We start from the raw sequence: 15,553 nt of genomic DNA, 5'->3' as shown, positions 1-15,553 counted from the left end.
ACAGATCACCCATCAGCGCCTCCAGAACAGAGACACTGAAGCACTCCTCAGGCCAAATTAATAGGTCCTGAGCCTAGTTTGCGTCGAACCTAGCGCGGGTGCCATCGAGATTGATGCCATAACTCTCGTCGAAATCCGCCTTTCTGGACACGATGGCCGCCAGATAGAGGATTGTGTCAAGGCGGCTTTCAATGAGCTTTTCAGCCTCACTGGCCATGGAAAATCGGAGCAGAGCGTGGCAACCTCAAAGGGAGCGCTCTTCTGTGCCTCAGGCGTGACGATGTCGTTCAGCACGAGCTTCGTAATCTGCCGTCCGCCGAGATGCCCTCTTTCAAAAGGCGCGTGGTCAGCTTTCGCCCAACCATCCCAGCTGCCCCGTTGATGAGAACCTGCATAACTGACCGTTCCTCGTGCTCGTCGCACTCGGGCCATTCCAGACGAGCATAGCAATGATAGTTGTATCATAACAATAATGTATTCAGCATCCGGCCCGCGAAGGGAAGGTTTGAGTTCAACCTGAACTCGTCGGCGATCCGACGTTGCACGAGGCGCTCGCTTTATTGCGGAAAGTAGAACATGGCGTCAGTGAACCGGATTGAACTAGGCGCTTGATCTTGCTCCGATACTCCTAGAATATCCCAGGCTATAAAATGTAAGCGCACGTCAGATGCGCAGCCGATAATAGTGGGAATACGGAGGAAGTGAATGCTTCGACGCCGACCTTCCGTCGCCGCGCATATTGCGCCTGCTGCCCAACCACATGGGCTCTCTTGCATTCTGTCTGGCAGCATAGCCGGTCAAACGACCAACAATGAGCGGGCATTCCATGGCTTCTGTTGAGATCAGAGACGTCAGAAAAGCCTACGGCTCGCAACAAGTCATCCACGGCGTCTCAATCGACATCCAGGATGGCGAGTTCGTCATCCTGGTCGGGCCATCAGGCTGCGGAAAATCCACGCTTCTGAGGATGGTGGCAGGATTGGAGAACATCACTGGTGGAGAAATCCGCATCGGCCCGAGGGTGGTGAACAACGTGGCCCCCAAAGAGCGTGATATCGCCATGGTGTTCCAGAACTATGCGCTCTACCCGCATATGACGGTCGCCGACAACATGGCCTTCTCGCTCATGCTCAAGAAGGCCCCGAAGGCGGAGATCGCCGAGAAGGTCAACCGCGCCGCCGAGATCCTAGGCCTCACTCCTCTGCTCGATCGCTATCCGCGCCAGCTCTCCGGCGGCCAGCGCCAGCGCGTGGCCATGGGACGGGCCATCGTGCGCGATCCGCAGGTGTTCCTCTTCGACGAGCCGCTCTCCAATCTCGACGCCAAGCTGCGCGTCTCAATGCGCGGCGAGATCAAGGCTCTGCACCAGCGGCTCAAGACCACCACGGTCTATGTCACACACGACCAGATCGAGGCCATGACCATGGCCGACAAGATTGTGGTGATGCACGACGGCATCGTCGAGCAGATGGGTGCCCCGCTCGACCTCTACGACCGCCCGGTAAACCTCTTTGTCGCGGGCTTCATCGGCTCACCGGCCATGAACGTGCTGGAGGGCACGATCGACTCCTCGGGCTTCAGGGTTGGCAATATGGTTTTGCCGGTTCAAAGCGCCCCCGCCGCCTCCGTCGGGCGGCCAGCCTATTATGGCATCCGTCCGGAGCATTTCCAGCTCAGAGCCGACGGCATGCCCGTCGAGGTAATCGTCGTCGAGCCCACAGGCTCCGAGACGCAGGTTGTTGCAAGAGCGGGACACGAGGAGATCATCTGCGTTTTCCGCGAGCGCATCAGCGCCCGGCCGGGGGAGACGATCCTTGTCGCGCCCGATCCTGCCCTTGTGCATCTCTTCGATCGGGACAGCGGACGGCGCATCAACTGACTTCAAGCGCGCAGCCACACCGGGACAGCCGCGCCGCTCGACACATATCCCGGACATGCGGAGGAAACCACGATGACCCTATCCAGACGTGATCTGCTTATCGGGACCGCCACAGCCGCAGTCGGCGGGGCCAGCGCCCCGCTCCTTGGCTCCCTGCCTGCTTTCGCGCAGGCCGCAGAACCTCAGTACAAGCCTGAGCAAGGCGCATCGCTTCGCGTGTTGCGCTGGGCGCCCTTCGTGAAGGGCGACGAGGATCAATGGATCGCCAATACCCAGAAGTTCACGCAGGCGACCGGCGTCGACGTGCGCATCGACAAGGAAAGCTGGGAGGATATCCGGCCCAAGGCAGCTGTTGCAGCCAACGTAGGCTCCGGCCCCGACATTATGCTGGTCTGGTTTGATGATCCACACCAGTATCCTGAAAAGCTCCTGCCCGTCACGGACCTCGCCAACTATCTCGGCAACAAGTACGGCGGCTGGTACGATGGCCTTCAGGGCTATGCCAAGCGGGGCGACCAGTTCGTCGCCCTGCCCCTCGCAGCTATCGGCAACGGCATCATCTATCGCGACAGCATGCTGAAGGCGGCGGGCTTCCAGGAGATGCCGAAGGATACGGCAGGCTTCCTCGAACTCGCCAAGGCCCTGAAAGCCAAGGCGAAGCCCATGGGTTTCGCCCTCGGCAAGGCAGTGGGCGACGGCAACAACTTCGCCCACTGGGTCGTCTGGAGCCATGGCGGCAAGATGGTGGACGAGAATGGCAAAGTCGTCATCAACTCGCCTGAGACCATCAAAGCGCTTCAATACGCCCGCGAACTCTACCAGCAGTTCATTCCGGGCACCGAAGCTTGGCTCGACATCAACAATAACCGTGCCTTCCTGGCTGGTGATGTCGGTCTCACGGCCAACGGTGTGTCGCTCTACTACTCGGCGAAGACCGACCCCAAGCTCGCCGAAATGGCAGCAGACATGCGCTCCGCCAATATGCCGATCGGCCCGATCGGGCGTCCCATGGAGTTGCACCAGACCACATCGTCCGTGATCTTCCAGCACACCAAGTTCCCGCAGGCAGCCAAGGCGTACCTGAAGTTCATGTACGAGCAGCCGCAGATGTCGGAATGGATCAAGGCTTCCAGCGCCTATTGCTGCCAGCCACTTAAGGCTTATGCAGACAACCCTGTCTGGACCTCGGATCCTCTGCATGCGCCCTATGCTAAGGCCTCGGAAACCCTGGTACCCAATGGCTATGCCGGCCCGCTCGGCTATGCCTCGGCGGCGACGATGGCGGACTACGTGATGGTCGACATGGTGGCGGAAGCGGCCTCAGGCCAGCGCTCGCCGGAAGAAGCGGCCAAGCGCGCGGAAACCCGTGCCAACCGCTACTACCGCCTCTGATACATATAAATTGCCCCTTCCTCAGCCGAGGGAGGGGCAACGCCGGTTCAAGGATCCGTCGATGGCTGATGCTGCCGTACAAGACCGCATTCTCCTTCCCTCGGAGCCGAAGGCTTCCCTGCTGAAAAGTCGGGGCATGGTCGGCTTTCTGTTCATGCTGCCTGCTCTCGCCTTCCTGCTCATCTTCCTGACCTATCCGCTTGGGCTCGGGGTCTGGCTCGGCTTTACGGATACACGCATCGGGCGCGACGGCATCTGGATCGGCCTAGAGAATTATCAGCTCCTGTGGGAAGACTCCCTCTTCTGGCTCTCCGTTTTCAACACCCTGCTTTATACGATCACCGCCTCAATCCTGAAATTCGCCTTAGGTCTTTGGCTTGCGCTCATTCTCAACGAACACCTGCCGTTCAAGTCCTTTTTCCGGGCGGTCCTCCTGCTGCCCTGGGTGGTTCCTACGGTGCTCTCGGCGATCGCATTCTGGTGGATCTACGATTCCCAGTTCTCAGTAATCTCTTGGGGGCTGATTGAACTCGGGATCATCGATACGCCGATCAACTTCCTCGGTGATATGGAGAACGCGCGTGCCTCCGTCATTGCCGCGAATGTCTGGCGCGGCATTCCTTTTGTCGCCATTACGCTTCTGGCGGGGCTTCAAACCATTTCACCCTCCCTACACGAGGCAGCGACGCTCGATGGCGCCACCGGTTGGCAGCGGTTCCGCCACATCACGCTGCCGATGCTCTCGCCGCTGATTGCGGTCGTTATGACCTTCTCGGTACTGTTCACCTTCACCGATTTTCAGCTGATCTATGTGCTGACCCGTGGTGGGCCGCTGAATGCCACGCACTTGATGGCAACACTCTCGTTCCAGCGGGCCATCCCCGGCGGCCAACTCGGCGAGGGTGCTGCCATCGCCGTCGCCATGATCCCATTCCTGCTCGCAGCGATCCTGTTCAGCTATTTCGGCCTGCAGCGCCGCAAGTGGCAGCAGGGCGGCGCAGATTAACACAGGGAGTTCGAGTTCATGGATGTGGTTACCAACGCGGTTCCCCGCGGTACCGCAGCGCCGGACGAGAGCGTCGGGATGAGCTATCTTGACCGCCTGCCCAGGCGCGTCGTGGTCGTCTACCTGCCTCTTGCGGTTTTTACCTTCGTGCTGCTCTTTCCGTTCTACTGGATGACGGTGACGGCTCTGAAGCCCAATCACGAGATGACAGATTTCAACAATTACAGCCCGTTCTGGCCGTCTAGTCCGACCCTGCAGCACATCTATTATCTGTTGTTTGAAACCTCGTATCCAGGCTGGCTATGGAATACGATGCTGGTGGCGCTGGGCTCCACCATCCTTTCGCTCGCGGCTTCGGTCTTCGCGGCCTACGCTATCGAGCGCGTCCGCTTTGCAGGATCCCGCTGGACAGGTTTGGCGATCTTCTTGGCTTATCTGGTGCCGCCGTCGATCCTGTTCATCCCGCTGGCGGTGATGACCTTTAAGTTCGGGATTTATGACAGCAAGCTTGCCCTGATCTTCACTTATCCGACCTTCCTCATACCCTTCTGCACTTGGCTGCTGATGGGCTATTTCCGGTCAATTCCTTACGAGCTCGAAGAATGCGCCCTCGTGGACGGAGCCTCACGCTGGCAGATCCTGACAAAGATCATGCTTCCGCTGTCCGTTCCGGGGCTGATTTCCGCCGGGATTTTCGCCTTCACCCTGTCTTGGAACGAGTTCATCTACGCGCTAACCTTCATCCAGTCGTCGGAGAACAAGACTGTTCCTGTGGGTGTACTGACCGAACTTGTGCGCGGCGACGTCTATGAATGGGGAGCGCTGATGGCGGGAGCTCTGCTTGGCTCCCTGCCGGTGGTGCTGCTCTACTCATTCTTCGTGGACTACTACGTCGCCTCCATGACAGGCGCGGTGAAGGAGTAGCAGAGGCGAGTTCCGGCGACTCTGTCGCAAATCCGCAATGACAATAGAGAAAGGGTTATTCACCCACGCCTCTCACGGCGCCAGTCTGTTACTGAGACGGCTTGGATGAAGTTGAAAGATCGGCAATTTTGCTAAGGCTGGACAGCAAGCCAACGCTCCCGCACAGCTCAAGATCACCCAAGCCGTCTCAATAACTTGCTCAGTGAGAGATAGCTTTTGATTGCCGGCATACTTCGCCTGCTGATGGAGAGTGCTGAGCTGTACGGATCGGCTGATGCACGTGCTAAAGCCGCAGCAACTTAAGGTTAAGTGGCGCGGATGGACTTGGGGGTATAAGGATCTGTCGAGCACCAAATTGTGGATCATTTTCAGGAGCCTGCCATCTCAACCCGTTTACCTGATCGTCAAGAAGAACTGCCCCAGAACGCTCAATAGCCGCCCCACGAAACCTCATGCTCTCTTTGACGGCGGGAAAGCTTTTCGGGAGCCACCCGATGACTCTTATCGCAAGGCTGGGCCTGACTCACGGCAGAGGCAGCAGGAGTTTCTTATACCTGCTCATGTAGCACGCTTGGCCGGGCGGCCAGTTACTCCCTGAGGGTTTGTGGCCCACACTCCGGGCAGTTTCAGTCCGCTGCCAGTCACAATGCACCGGTTTCATGCTCTGTCCACCGGAACTTGGTTCGCCAGGGTACGAGACAGTCCAAAGCGCTTCCTACCCCGGGAGCGACTGCCTTCAACATCAGATCGAAAAGTCCTCGGGTGTGGCGCCCAGGCACGCGGCCCCGAGCCTCCTCACCCGGTTCGGAAGACCGAAAAGCAGCCATGCCCGCGGGCAGGTTCAAGGACGCTCTGCAGGGACGGGAGCCGAGATGCCACAAGGAACTGTTGTATGTTGTACTTGTTGCATGACGCGTCCCGTCTGATGCTGGTCCCTGCCCGAACAGGGGCGGACATCACCAGATTAGCTTGCGCGCATCCGCTCAATCCCGCGGCATACACCCCGGGCGGCCGCACCCTCGCAGCTTCTTGTGCCCTGTTCGAGCGATCCACCCGAGCCTACCTGAAGCCTGCCTTCAATCTTCCCGCCCTGGCGATCCGGTCGATAAGCCGAAGCTGCTGATTGTGGCTCCCCTGTCGGGTCACCACGCCACGCGTTTGCGCGGCACGGTGGCGGCCTGCCTCGACAGCCATCAAGTGTTCATCACCGTCTGGAGCGATGCCAAGGAGGTGCCGTTTCCTGAGGCCGGGTCCGATCTCTCGGACTACATCGACTATTGCATGGCCATGTTTGAGACGGTCGGACCGGACCTGCATGTGATGGCGGTCTGCCAGCCCGCCGCGCCCGTCCTGGCGGCCACTGCCCTGATGGAGGCCCGGCGCCATCCGCGGGTGCCCCGCTCGGCTACCTTGCTGGGCGGCCCCGTCGACCCCGGCCGCGCCCCAACGGCCGTCACTGCCTTCGCCCGGGAGCACGACATTACCTGGTTCGGGAGCAACTGCATTCGTCCCGTGCCCCTGCACTACCCAGGCCGCGGGCGTCTGGTGTATCCCGGTTTCCTGCAGCTGTCCGGGTTCATGGCCGTGAACCCGGATCGGCATCTCTCGGCCCATTGGAAGACATTCAGCCGGCCTAGAGCAGAGAGACCTAACCGCCCGTCAGGCCGGACTGCCAGCTCTGGGATACCCGCAAGCCCTTCGAGTGCCCCAGAACACCGGAGTTGCCCAATCCGGGCGACTAGGGTCAACGTGGTCACCACGCCTTGCTGTTGCCGCGGTTGAGTATCGGTGACATTCTTCCTGAACAACTTGCGTCCGACAAACAGGCCTAAGCGGAGGGGCCTATGATCATGCTGCTTCTCAGGAGGATCTGATGGATTTGGATCGACGCCGCTTTATCACCGGCATGACTGCTGTTGCGGGCCTCGCCGCCACTCCAGTTCTCGCCCAACCGATGCGTCCACCGGAGCCCCAACGTTATCCGGACCCAGCCTGGAAAGTCCTCGATAAGCGCTTTAACAAGTACATGATCGGAAACGCTCCGTTACAGCGTGAGTGGACCGGCTCCCTCTGGGCGGAAGGATCCGCATGGAATGGCGTGGGTCGTTATGTGGTGTTCTCTGATATCCCCAACGACCGGCAGATGCGCTGGGACGAGGTTACTGGCGCAGTCACTCCGCTGCGCGTCCCAGCAAATTTCTCGAATGGTAACACATTCGACTTTGAGGGCCGACAGATCTCCTGCGAACACTCAACAGCTCGTGTTGTCAGGTACAACTGGCAGGGTGAGCCCGAGGTGCTGGCAGAGTCCTTTGAGGGCAAGCGGCTGAATGCGCCCAATGACGCTGTTGTGCATCCTGCCGATGGTGGCATTATCTTTACCGATCCGGGCTATGGCAGTCACTGGTGGTACGAGGGCGGCGTTCGTGAACTAGAGCTTCCGACCAGCGTCTATCACATCGATCCCCGATCCCGCACGCTTACGAAGCTTACGGACGAGATCTTCAAGCCTAACGGGCTCTGCTTCTCGCCCGACTACAGAAAGCTTTATGTCGCTGACACGGCAGCCACTCATCACCCGGAGCCAGCCCGGATCATTGTTTGGGACGTGATCGACAACGGTCGCAAGTTGACGAACCGGCAGGTATTTGCGACCTCGGAAAAAGGCTTCCATGACGGCATCCGCGCCGATGTGGACGGCAACATCTGGGCGGCAACTGCATTTGGTGGTGAAGGCATCGATGGCATCCACGTCTATATGCCAGATGGCACAAAGATCGGCCAGGTCCTGATGCCGGAGGCATGTGCCAATTTAACCTTCGCTGGCAAGCAGCGGAACCGGCTTTTCATCTGTGGCAGCCAGTCCGTCTACACGCTCTACACGGCTGCTCAAGGAGCGCACCGCTCATAATTCTACATAAAAGGGGTCTGAGCAAGCCGCTCGGGCCTCTTACTCACAAAGGACCAAACCTTTGTGCTCGCTGGCTTACGCGAGACCAATAAAATTGAGCTGGCACGTCTATAGTGCTGACGGTACCGCCGCGTGGCCCCAGCCGTCAGAGTTATCGCTGCCTCTGATGCGGCGCCAATTGCCGAATTCGGCAATGATCTCGACGGGAAGTCCTCGCCGTTGATAGATCCAGCGGATCGGATACTGCGTGCCAGACCTGACCCGAACCTTGGTCTTCTGCTGCTTGAGCGAGCCAAAGAGTGGCGGCGTCGGTTGAGTGGCATTGCCGGACTTGCCATAGGCGTTGGAGGCTGTAGCGCCCACAAACAGCATAGAATGACCGGTACGATCCGCAATCCAGCAGCGGACATAGTCACCGGCATCCCTGGCGGGCCTTTTTCACCAGCGCGGTGAAGCTCTTGAGAGGGAAGCTGTAGATCGCCTTGTTGCCACGTCGTGAGGTTGCTTCAACGATCGCGATACGCCCCTTCTCAAGGGCGCGGGAGAACTCGGCCTCGTGTTCGGTGCTACGCAGCCAGGCATAGTTGCCGCGCGGGATCATCGTAAAACGTTTGCCGTCTATCGCGATGCGGATCGCCGTCGGCGGCGATACCTTTGGCGGCAGCGAGGGCGAGGGGCACCGTCAACTTAACCGAAGGGTGACCTGGATCGAGCTATCCATGAGGGATGAAATCGATCTGTACCCCTCGCTACGCCCGCCACCGCTTTCCGGCTGAGGTGATCAGCTACGCTATTTGGTGTACTTCCGGTTCCCGCTTGGCCTGCGCATGGTCGAAGAGATGCTGGCGGCCAGAGGTATCGAGGTCAGTTATGAGACCGTGCGGCAGTGGGCGCTGAAGTTCGGGCAGGGTTATGCCAACCAGATCTGGCGGCGTCTGCCCGCGCCCGGGGGAAAGTGGCACCTTGATGAGGTAGTGATCAGCATTGCAGGCCGAAAGCATTGGCTATAGCGAGCGGTGGATCAACACGGGGTCGTGCTCGACATCCTGGTCCAGAGCCGCCGGGATGCGAAAGCGGCCAAACGCGTGCTCCTCAAGCTGCTCATAAAGCAACGCGTCACACCGCGTGTGATGATCACCGATAAGCTGGCGAGCTATGCCGCCGCGAAGAGGGTCGTGATGCCCGGTGTTGAACACCGACAGTATAATGGCTTAAACAATCGAGCCGAGAACAGCCATCAGCCGACCCGACGACGCGAGCGCATCATGAAGTGCTTCAAGTCAGCCGGCCAGGCCCAACGCTTTCTCTCGGCTCGCGATCAACTAACAAACCTCCTCCGCCACTCTACCCGCTCCAAGGCCGCTGATCATCGCCGTGCCCGTGCCCGTGCTCGGGCGTTTCAGACCTGCACTGAGGTAACCGGCTTCGTGACTGTCGCCTGATCCAGCCTCAAACCAGGGTCCGCGTATCCTTCTTCGACAACTTGACGGTGCCCTGTCGTCCTACTCCAGATTTGCGACGGAACCCCCAACCATGGCGCTGTCGCGCCGTGATCCCATCGCACGATGAGAGACGGACCTTGCGCCGATCTCTTAAGGTGGGCGCACCCAGCCTTTGCGAGGCTTCGAGGGGATGTATTGCGGATGGCGCTCGCCGAAAGGCGGGATAGGCTTGAATGAAATGAAGTCGCGCAATTCATGGGCGAAGAAGAGCCCGTTGACGAACAGCGCGCCGCCAAATGGGGGCGCCGGCCATTCCGGCTTTGCGCTGCGATCACGGTGCACGAGGAATGAAAACCAGGTCGACAGGTCTGTTCCTTTATCGATCGGCTCTGGACCATTCGGCCGACTTGGATGCTTGACGAACAAGTCGTCGAACGCATGGATGGGGTTGGGATAGCCGGCTACAACGCCTGGAACGAGATCGCGCTTGGCGATAGCGATGCGCAGATCGAGATTTGGCAGGCGCGGATCAATCATGACGCTGCCTGGCCCAGCGGTGCCTCCGTATTGCGGTCCCGTCGCCCGCAACAGAAAGCCGACGGCGCCCTTGCCCGTGGTCGCCTGCGGAAACCACCGCCAGTGATTGTGCAATCCCAGCGCCATGCCCGGCGTTGGGGGAAGCGAACCGTCTGCGAAGACCGGCCATTGGTGGATGTTGTCCCAATCCCCGGGCTTTCCATCCCGGATGCCCTGAGCGATCACCTCCCAGAGCAGTGGCTTTTCGGCACGAGCAAAGATGCCCGATACAGACAGGCCGCCCGGGCTGTCGCTATCGCGAAACAGACCTGCTTGATTATCTCCGACGGTTCCGGTTGACTTGTGCGTCACGAACCTGCCCTCCGCCATGGCCATCGCCAAGCCGGACGGCTTATTCTGCGTAAAACTGTCCAGACCGCTCTCTATCCTGAAATCCACCCGCACTTCTGCAACCTTGTAAATCTCGTCGATGAGATCCGGGAAGACGACCTCGAAATCGAGGATTGGATAGAAGCGTGCGGCGGGAACGTTGCCGCTTGGCTCATGCGAAGGGGTCGCGCCATAAGATGTGAAAAAGTACCGCTGCCAGAAACGAATCGACATGCCTTTGATGCCGAAGACGTCTTCAACAACGTAGTCCGCTCGCAAGGCCCACTTCGGAGCATAGAAGCCGCGGGGATCTGTTGCCGGAACCGCTTCTTCGCGGGGCTCGCGAACGAGCTTTACATCGGGCGATCCCAGCGTGAAGGTCACCTCCTTGGGAAGCATCGCGGCGCCGTCGCGCAGGATGATGCGCTCGACTCGCACTTCACGCGCGAAATGGAAGCCGTCATGCTTGATCGAGCGTAGCACATAGCCCCCGCCGGGGATACCGGCTCGTGGGTCCGGCTTCTCGAATTCCGCCTCGAGCTCCCATCCGGAGGCATGCTTGAGTTTGCCTGTCCCTGCCATGGCTTTTATGCAACGAGAGGCGCTTGGCGCGTGCGCTCCGCGCTGACCGGCAGTTCGAGGAAGGACGAGTCGAAGGCACTCGTTTCCCGATGCTCCACATCGACGCAGATGTGATAGACGCCGGTCTGGACGATATCGAGCGTATCGTCGACAAGCTCGCCTGGCTCGCCCAGATTGGCAACGGAAAACCAGCGCCAATGGACACGCCAGCCATCTCCTGCACGAAGGCGCTGCAACTGGCCATGCGCGTTATTGGCGACGACACCGAGGCGGGCGCCGATTTCAGCCTCCTCCCAGCTGATGCCGATGGCGAGCGACATCGCGGTGGCCGGTGAGAGGGGAACGCCGTGAGAATGGCCTCCCGATTTCCCATTGTCATGCGAAGCCATCCAGAAGGGCGCGAGATAACGTTGTTCCTCGTCCTCGCCGCCAAGCGTGTAGACCGGCTTGTCTACTTCGCGAATGTATCGCTTGGAGGGCTGGTCGTCTTCTCGATGCAGGTGCTCCTCGTCTTCGTGCGAATGCTCATGATCGTGCGCTTGGTCTGATCCTGGCCATGCGAATGCAGGCCATCGCGTAACGTCGGACCATGGACGCAATCTTGAAACGAGAGAGATCGGTGCTTCGGCCATGCGCAAATCCACGATTGCACCACCCACGAATGCATCTTCAAACCTGCGGCCCGTCGGCAGCGACAAGATCCATCGCACCAGCCAATGGTCTGCCACACCCTGCCCACGGACCGGCACAGCCTCGATACAGCGCAGCCGATCCAGCGGAAGAATGTCCGGCATCGGCGTCCTTGCCGAAGCTTGGACACGATCCAAGGCCACCTTGAGCTTCCGCAGGCACTCCTCCGACTGCGCTCGCGCCCGGGCAGCATCGGCGATGCGGGACTTCTCGCCCCCTACGGCTGTGGCGCGGAGGAACCCGCTAACAGGAGCAACATAGAGCTGCGGCCTGACGAAGCCTGCAGTTTCCAAGGCCTGAATGATAGCAGGTTCGTGGTGAGCGACCTGCGAGCCGTGCAGCAGATGATAGACGAAGAACGTCTCCCCGGTCATTGGTCCTCTCCGCGATGCGCACGTGCCCTGTCAGATCTCCGCTCCCGTGCTTGGATCCCAAGCCGGCAACTGACTGTCGGCGAGCGTCCGCACGAGCAGCAAGGACGTCGGCGCGATGACATCCCACTCGCGCGGCGCATCCGGCGGCCATGGAACTTCATCGCCAGGCGGGCCGAGCGTCGTCAGCTGCTCGCCGATGAATGGCAGATAGCCTTCGTCTCCCATGGACGGCAGGCCTTCGCCGAGATAGACCTCCCCGGTCTCCATGAAATGCTTGACCATGCTCTCGAAACCGGGCCGCACAGGGATTTGCAAGCGCGCCGCGCCGGCATTAAGAAATACGTTAAAGTCGGGATCAGGATGATTGGTGACAACAGTTCGGTTCCATTCGCTGCGGCGCCCCCAGAAATAGGGATAGAGAATCCAGGTAAGGTGTTCCCACTCGAACGCCTGTTGCAGAAACCGGACTTCAGGTTCCACCTCATGCAATGCGACCGGATCCGCGACCGGATGGGCAGAAAGCGTTCCATCGGCGTTGGCATAAGGATGGCTCTGGACCAGTTGGTAATCGACCGGTGCGTTTCGCATGAGATCGATAGCCGAGCGCTGCAGCTCCGCGCGCACGATCTGGTTGAGCCACTGCCGTGTCCCCATCGGTAGCGTGACGGGATCGGGGCCTTGGCTCACGGTCGCCTGAATGACGGCCTGGGCGTATTCGCGGCGGAGCTGCTCGTACCGCTCCGCGACTCTCCCATACGCGCTGATGGCCCATTGCTTGGCTGCCACAGCGGTGAGACGGAGCCGGAACGTTCCTGTCACCGCGATGCTGGTAAAGTTATCCGCATTCATCGCAACCGGTACCGCGGGTCCGGGCAACGGAGTCGCGAACGTGAAAGACTTTTGCGTTTGTCCCTTGTTGCCGCTGAGGGTTATTTCCCATAACTGCACCTGACCCGCGACGGAGATGCCGCCGTTCGGCGGGTACTCATCGTCCTCCACTTCAGCGGAAATCGCGAAATCCGCATCGATAACTTCATAACCGTCCGGAACCTGCAGCTCCTTGTCAGACGCGTGCTTCGCCGAGTCGCCTCCGCCAGTGGCGGAGAAGGACACCGGAATCTCCTTGGTCGCAGCGGGAAGAGGCGGAATGTCTGTCACGCGATAGGCGCGGATTACCGCCTCGCGTTTGTCGGCAATGTTGTCGACGGTGAGAGAGGCAAAAAGATCGGCGTCGGGAGCCTCGATCGGCAACTGCAATGTTTTATGCGTGGTTGCCAGTTGCCAGATAAGAGCAGCGGGCTCGGGAATCAGCAGGTCATAGAGCTCGCGCTCGCCATACCAGAACATCTTGGCGCGGCTGATCCGCTCAAGATACTGATACACGCCGGAGACGTGATCGGCGGCGTTTCCATCACGCTCGAAGCCATGGTGGTTCTCTTCGATGGTTTCCTGCTCGAACAGCGACTTCGATTCGCGCTTCAAGCGGTCGAGAGTGCGTTTCACCGCCCGCTCGATTGTCTCACGTGCATATTCCTCTGCACTCTTTGCCGCTTCCTCCGTCGACCTTTCATAGGATACGCTGGCAGATGCGACGACCTTTGTCGGGCCACGGCTCGTGACTTGGACGCTGCCTTCGGTGCGCAGGTCTTCCTCAACGACCTTGCTGACCTCCCGACTAAGGGACGCCTTGTCGGACACCTGCAGATCTCGCGTTTCTTCCACCTCGCGCTCAATCGATTCGCTGAACTCCTGGCGCGACAGTACGCGCTGCGTGTGGTGGCGTGTCCGCGTCTCGCCTATCATGACGTTCTCGATATAGGCGACTTCCGCGCGCCGATAGCCCGTTGTGACCTGCCGCACGAGCAGCAAATCATTACGACCGACAGGTTCCAAGTAACTTGGAGCATTCGTGACACCATGCAGCAGTTCATGCCATACGGGCAGATCCTCAAGAGCGACTCCGGATTGGCCTAATCGACGGCGGATATCGTCAGGAAGCGCTTCGAACAGGCGTCGTGCCAAAGTCTGACGCTGTTTTGCCATGCGTGCGGAGGCTTCGGCAGTGTCGAAAGTAAGGGTCGCACCGAACAATTGCATTCGGACGACGGCGGGCGTCGCTCGCAGAGGTGGTAACCATTCCCGTCGATCGTCAGGTGCCCGATCCGTCGGCACGATGTCCGGCCGGCCCGTGACATCCGTGATGATACGCTCGATTGACTTGCGGTCTGTCACACCGGCTTCTCGGAGGACGTTGCCAATGCGGCCGGAGAGTTGGACGTTCTCGATATCGTCGAGGTGGGTGCGCAGCAGCTTGAGAGCGCGGACCGCATCTGGCGAAGAGATGTCAAAGATCGGAAAGTCAGTAGGTGGCTGCGGCGGTTTGGGTGCGGGCGGAGGGTGCGCCCCACGCCTACGCAGCGGTCCCGACAAGGGTTGCGGCACCATGATGGGCGCACGTAGCCAGGCCTCCACTTCGTCTCGTGTCGCTGGCCCCTTGGCGTCGAGAATGGCTCGGGCCAAGCGATAGACCTCAACGGCTAGGCGAAGGGGGCGGCGCATGTGAAGAGCCGCGTATTTGAAGATCAGCACGACATCATTGAGCAAAGCGAGTGTGTCGACACTTGCCATCGCCCTCGACAAAGCGCTCCAATTCCTGCCGTCAGGGGTGGCATCGGCCACGTAGGTGCGGAGCGCGGCCTGATTTGCGGGCCAGTTCGCAGGATCTTCGTTTGCCAGACGCTCCCATGCCGCACGGAGTTCGGAAACACCCGGTATGTTGCGCCAAGCCTCGACTGCGCCGGTCAGATATGCGGCGGCCGGGACCGACCACAGCATGGCGGCGGCCTCTTGGGGACTTAGCTCATTCCGCTGGCGTGCCTCCCATTGCGCCACTTGCGTCGATATCGAAGGCGGCATTGTCAGTGCTAAATGCTGGATCCCATCACTGCGGGAACGATCCGGCGCTCGTAGCGTGTTGATCGCAAGCAACGGACTCCCCAACCGGTCGGCCATTTGCTCTCTCCCATGCCGAGAGGTGAATCGACTTACGCCGCGTTACAATCGTTAGCAGTCAGGAACTACGTTATAAGGTAATCATGAGGTCATGATTTGGGCTTCAATGCAACAGAGGGACCGATCACCGAAAAATCGTCGCATCCTACGCAAGATGACCTCTTCGCTCATCTTGCTTGAAGGCCCCGATCCAAATGTACCACATAGAGTCTTGTGAGCCAATATTTTGCTTTTTCCTGGCTCGCCGCCTACAGCCGCCCAACATTGCTCTGGAGGGCATCGTCAACTAAACGACTTGAGACAGGTTCACCTCTTCAGGAGCATCAGATCAGGCACTCGCGGCGCTGGTCACCTCGCTCTAGGCTCAGGACCTATTAATTTGGCCTGAGGAGTGCTTCAGTGTCTCTGTTCTGGAGGCGCTGATGGGTGATCTGT

At 59.7% G+C, this 15,553-nt stretch carries 12 protein-coding genes and 1 pseudogene; 7 read left to right on the top strand and 6 right to left on the bottom strand.

Translation table 11 applies throughout. The features are described 5' to 3' along the window. Nucleotides 1-73: 73 nt before the first annotated feature. On the bottom strand, nucleotides 74-217 hold the full coding sequence (locus JAO75_RS25565; protein WP_199051785.1) for a hypothetical protein: 144 nt from the start codon (nucleotides 215-217) through the stop codon (nucleotides 74-76). Nucleotides 218-826: 609 nt separating this feature from the next. Between JAO75_RS25565 and JAO75_RS24285 the strand changes: the two genes are divergently transcribed. From JAO75_RS24285 to JAO75_RS24260, 6 genes are all read left to right on the top strand, one after another. Next, nucleotides 827-1,879 (top strand): ABC transporter ATP-binding protein, encoded by a 1,053-nt coding sequence (locus JAO75_RS24285; RefSeq protein ID WP_199051784.1) that lies wholly within the window; start codon nucleotides 827-829, stop codon nucleotides 1,877-1,879. A 72-nt stretch (nucleotides 1,880-1,951) separates the two neighbouring features. Beyond that, on the top strand, nucleotides 1,952-3,271 hold the full coding sequence (locus JAO75_RS24280; protein ID WP_199051783.1) for an ABC transporter substrate-binding protein: 1,320 nt from the start codon (nucleotides 1,952-1,954) through the stop codon (nucleotides 3,269-3,271). 136 nt (nucleotides 3,272-3,407) lie between these two features. Continuing rightward, nucleotides 3,408-4,277, top strand: coding sequence for a carbohydrate ABC transporter permease (locus tag JAO75_RS24275; protein WP_425523219.1), 870 nt, complete (start codon nucleotides 3,408-3,410; stop codon nucleotides 4,275-4,277). 18 nt (nucleotides 4,278-4,295) lie between these two features. Continuing rightward, nucleotides 4,296-5,201 carry a carbohydrate ABC transporter permease gene (locus tag JAO75_RS24270; RefSeq protein ID WP_199051781.1) on the top strand — a complete coding sequence of 302 codons (906 nt, stop codon included), beginning with the start codon at nucleotides 4,296-4,298 and terminating at the stop codon, nucleotides 5,199-5,201. A gap of 1,281 nt (nucleotides 5,202-6,482) precedes the next feature. Then, the gene (locus JAO75_RS25560) at nucleotides 6,483-6,983 is read left to right on the top strand and encodes a hypothetical protein (RefSeq protein ID WP_425523218.1); all 501 of its coding nucleotides are present in this window, start codon (nucleotides 6,483-6,485) and stop codon (nucleotides 6,981-6,983) included. Nucleotides 6,984-7,074: 91 nt separating this feature from the next. Next, complete coding sequence (locus JAO75_RS24260; RefSeq protein WP_199051780.1) at nucleotides 7,075-8,112, top strand: SMP-30/gluconolactonase/LRE family protein; 1,038 nt, start codon at nucleotides 7,075-7,077, stop codon at nucleotides 8,110-8,112. Nucleotides 8,113-8,220: 108 nt separating this feature from the next. On the opposite strand, the gene JAO75_RS24255 is transcribed toward JAO75_RS24260, so the two are convergent. Beyond that, nucleotides 8,221-8,484, bottom strand: a complete 264-nt coding sequence (locus tag JAO75_RS24255; protein WP_199051779.1) for an SH3 domain-containing protein — start codon at nucleotides 8,482-8,484, stop codon at nucleotides 8,221-8,223. A 40-nt stretch (nucleotides 8,485-8,524) separates the two neighbouring features. After that, the gene (locus tag JAO75_RS24250; protein ID WP_199051778.1) at nucleotides 8,525-8,713 is read right to left on the bottom strand and encodes a hypothetical protein; all 189 of its coding nucleotides are present in this window, start codon (nucleotides 8,711-8,713) and stop codon (nucleotides 8,525-8,527) included. Nucleotides 8,714-8,838: 125 nt separating this feature from the next. Here JAO75_RS24250 and JAO75_RS24245 point away from each other — a divergent pair. Beyond that, nucleotides 8,839-9,554: pseudogene (locus tag JAO75_RS24245) on the top strand (IS6 family transposase). A gap of 150 nt (nucleotides 9,555-9,704) precedes the next feature. On the opposite strand, the gene JAO75_RS24240 reads toward JAO75_RS24245, so the two are convergent. Genes JAO75_RS24240 through JAO75_RS24230 form a run of 3 tightly spaced genes read right to left on the bottom strand, consistent with a single transcriptional unit; the run spans nucleotide 9,705 to nucleotide 15,118 of the window. Next, nucleotides 9,705-11,042 (bottom strand): hypothetical protein, encoded by a 1,338-nt coding sequence (locus JAO75_RS24240; RefSeq protein WP_199051777.1) that lies wholly within the window; start codon nucleotides 11,040-11,042, stop codon nucleotides 9,705-9,707. Nucleotides 11,043-11,047: 5 nt separating this feature from the next. After that, the gene (locus JAO75_RS24235; RefSeq protein ID WP_199051776.1) at nucleotides 11,048-12,106 is read right to left on the bottom strand and encodes a hypothetical protein; all 1,059 of its coding nucleotides are present in this window, start codon (nucleotides 12,104-12,106) and stop codon (nucleotides 11,048-11,050) included. A 30-nt stretch (nucleotides 12,107-12,136) separates the two neighbouring features. Next, a complete protein-coding gene (locus JAO75_RS24230) occupies nucleotides 12,137-15,118 on the bottom strand; it encodes a hypothetical protein (RefSeq protein WP_199051775.1) in 2,982 nt (993 codons plus the stop codon). Between the last annotated feature and the right edge of the window lie 435 nt (nucleotides 15,119-15,553).

Origin of the sequence: Microvirga splendida, from assembly GCF_016427565.1 — a bacterium.
Classification (GTDB): Bacteria; Pseudomonadota; Alphaproteobacteria; order Rhizobiales; family Beijerinckiaceae; genus Microvirga; species Microvirga splendida.
The sequence above is the reverse complement of the archived record's forward strand: the minus strand, read 5'-3'. Positions and strand labels throughout refer to the sequence as shown.

What these genes read in the sequence shown, in the direction of transcription:
- JAO75_RS24250 (WP_199051778.1), bottom strand. Translation starts at nt 8,713, where the DNA reads ATGATCCCGCGCGGCAACTATGCCTGGCTGCGTAGCACCGAACACGAG.
- JAO75_RS24240 (WP_199051777.1), bottom strand. Translation starts at nt 11,042, where the DNA reads ATGGCAGGGACAGGCAAACTCAAGCATGCCTCCGGATGGGAGCTCGAG.
- JAO75_RS24260 (WP_199051780.1), top strand. Translation starts at nt 7,075, where the DNA reads ATGGATTTGGATCGACGCCGCTTTATCACCGGCATGACTGCTGTTGCG.
- JAO75_RS24230 (WP_199051775.1), bottom strand. Translation starts at nt 15,118, where the DNA reads ATGGCCGACCGGTTGGGGAGTCCGTTGCTTGCGATCAACACGCTACGA.
- JAO75_RS24270 (WP_199051781.1), top strand. Translation starts at nt 4,296, where the DNA reads ATGGATGTGGTTACCAACGCGGTTCCCCGCGGTACCGCAGCGCCGGAC.
- JAO75_RS24285 (WP_199051784.1), top strand. Translation starts at nt 827, where the DNA reads ATGGCTTCTGTTGAGATCAGAGACGTCAGAAAAGCCTACGGCTCGCAA.
- JAO75_RS25565 (WP_199051785.1), bottom strand. Translation starts at nt 217, where the DNA reads ATGGCCAGTGAGGCTGAAAAGCTCATTGAAAGCCGCCTTGACACAATC.
- JAO75_RS24235 (WP_199051776.1), bottom strand. Translation starts at nt 12,106, where the DNA reads ATGACCGGGGAGACGTTCTTCGTCTATCATCTGCTGCACGGCTCGCAG.
- JAO75_RS25560 (WP_425523218.1), top strand. Translation starts at nt 6,483, where the DNA reads ATGGCCATGTTTGAGACGGTCGGACCGGACCTGCATGTGATGGCGGTC.
- JAO75_RS24255 (WP_199051779.1), bottom strand. Translation starts at nt 8,484, where the DNA reads ATGCTGTTTGTGGGCGCTACAGCCTCCAACGCCTATGGCAAGTCCGGC.
- JAO75_RS24280 (WP_199051783.1), top strand. Translation starts at nt 1,952, where the DNA reads ATGACCCTATCCAGACGTGATCTGCTTATCGGGACCGCCACAGCCGCA.
- JAO75_RS24275 (WP_425523219.1), top strand. Translation starts at nt 3,408, where the DNA reads ATGGTCGGCTTTCTGTTCATGCTGCCTGCTCTCGCCTTCCTGCTCATC.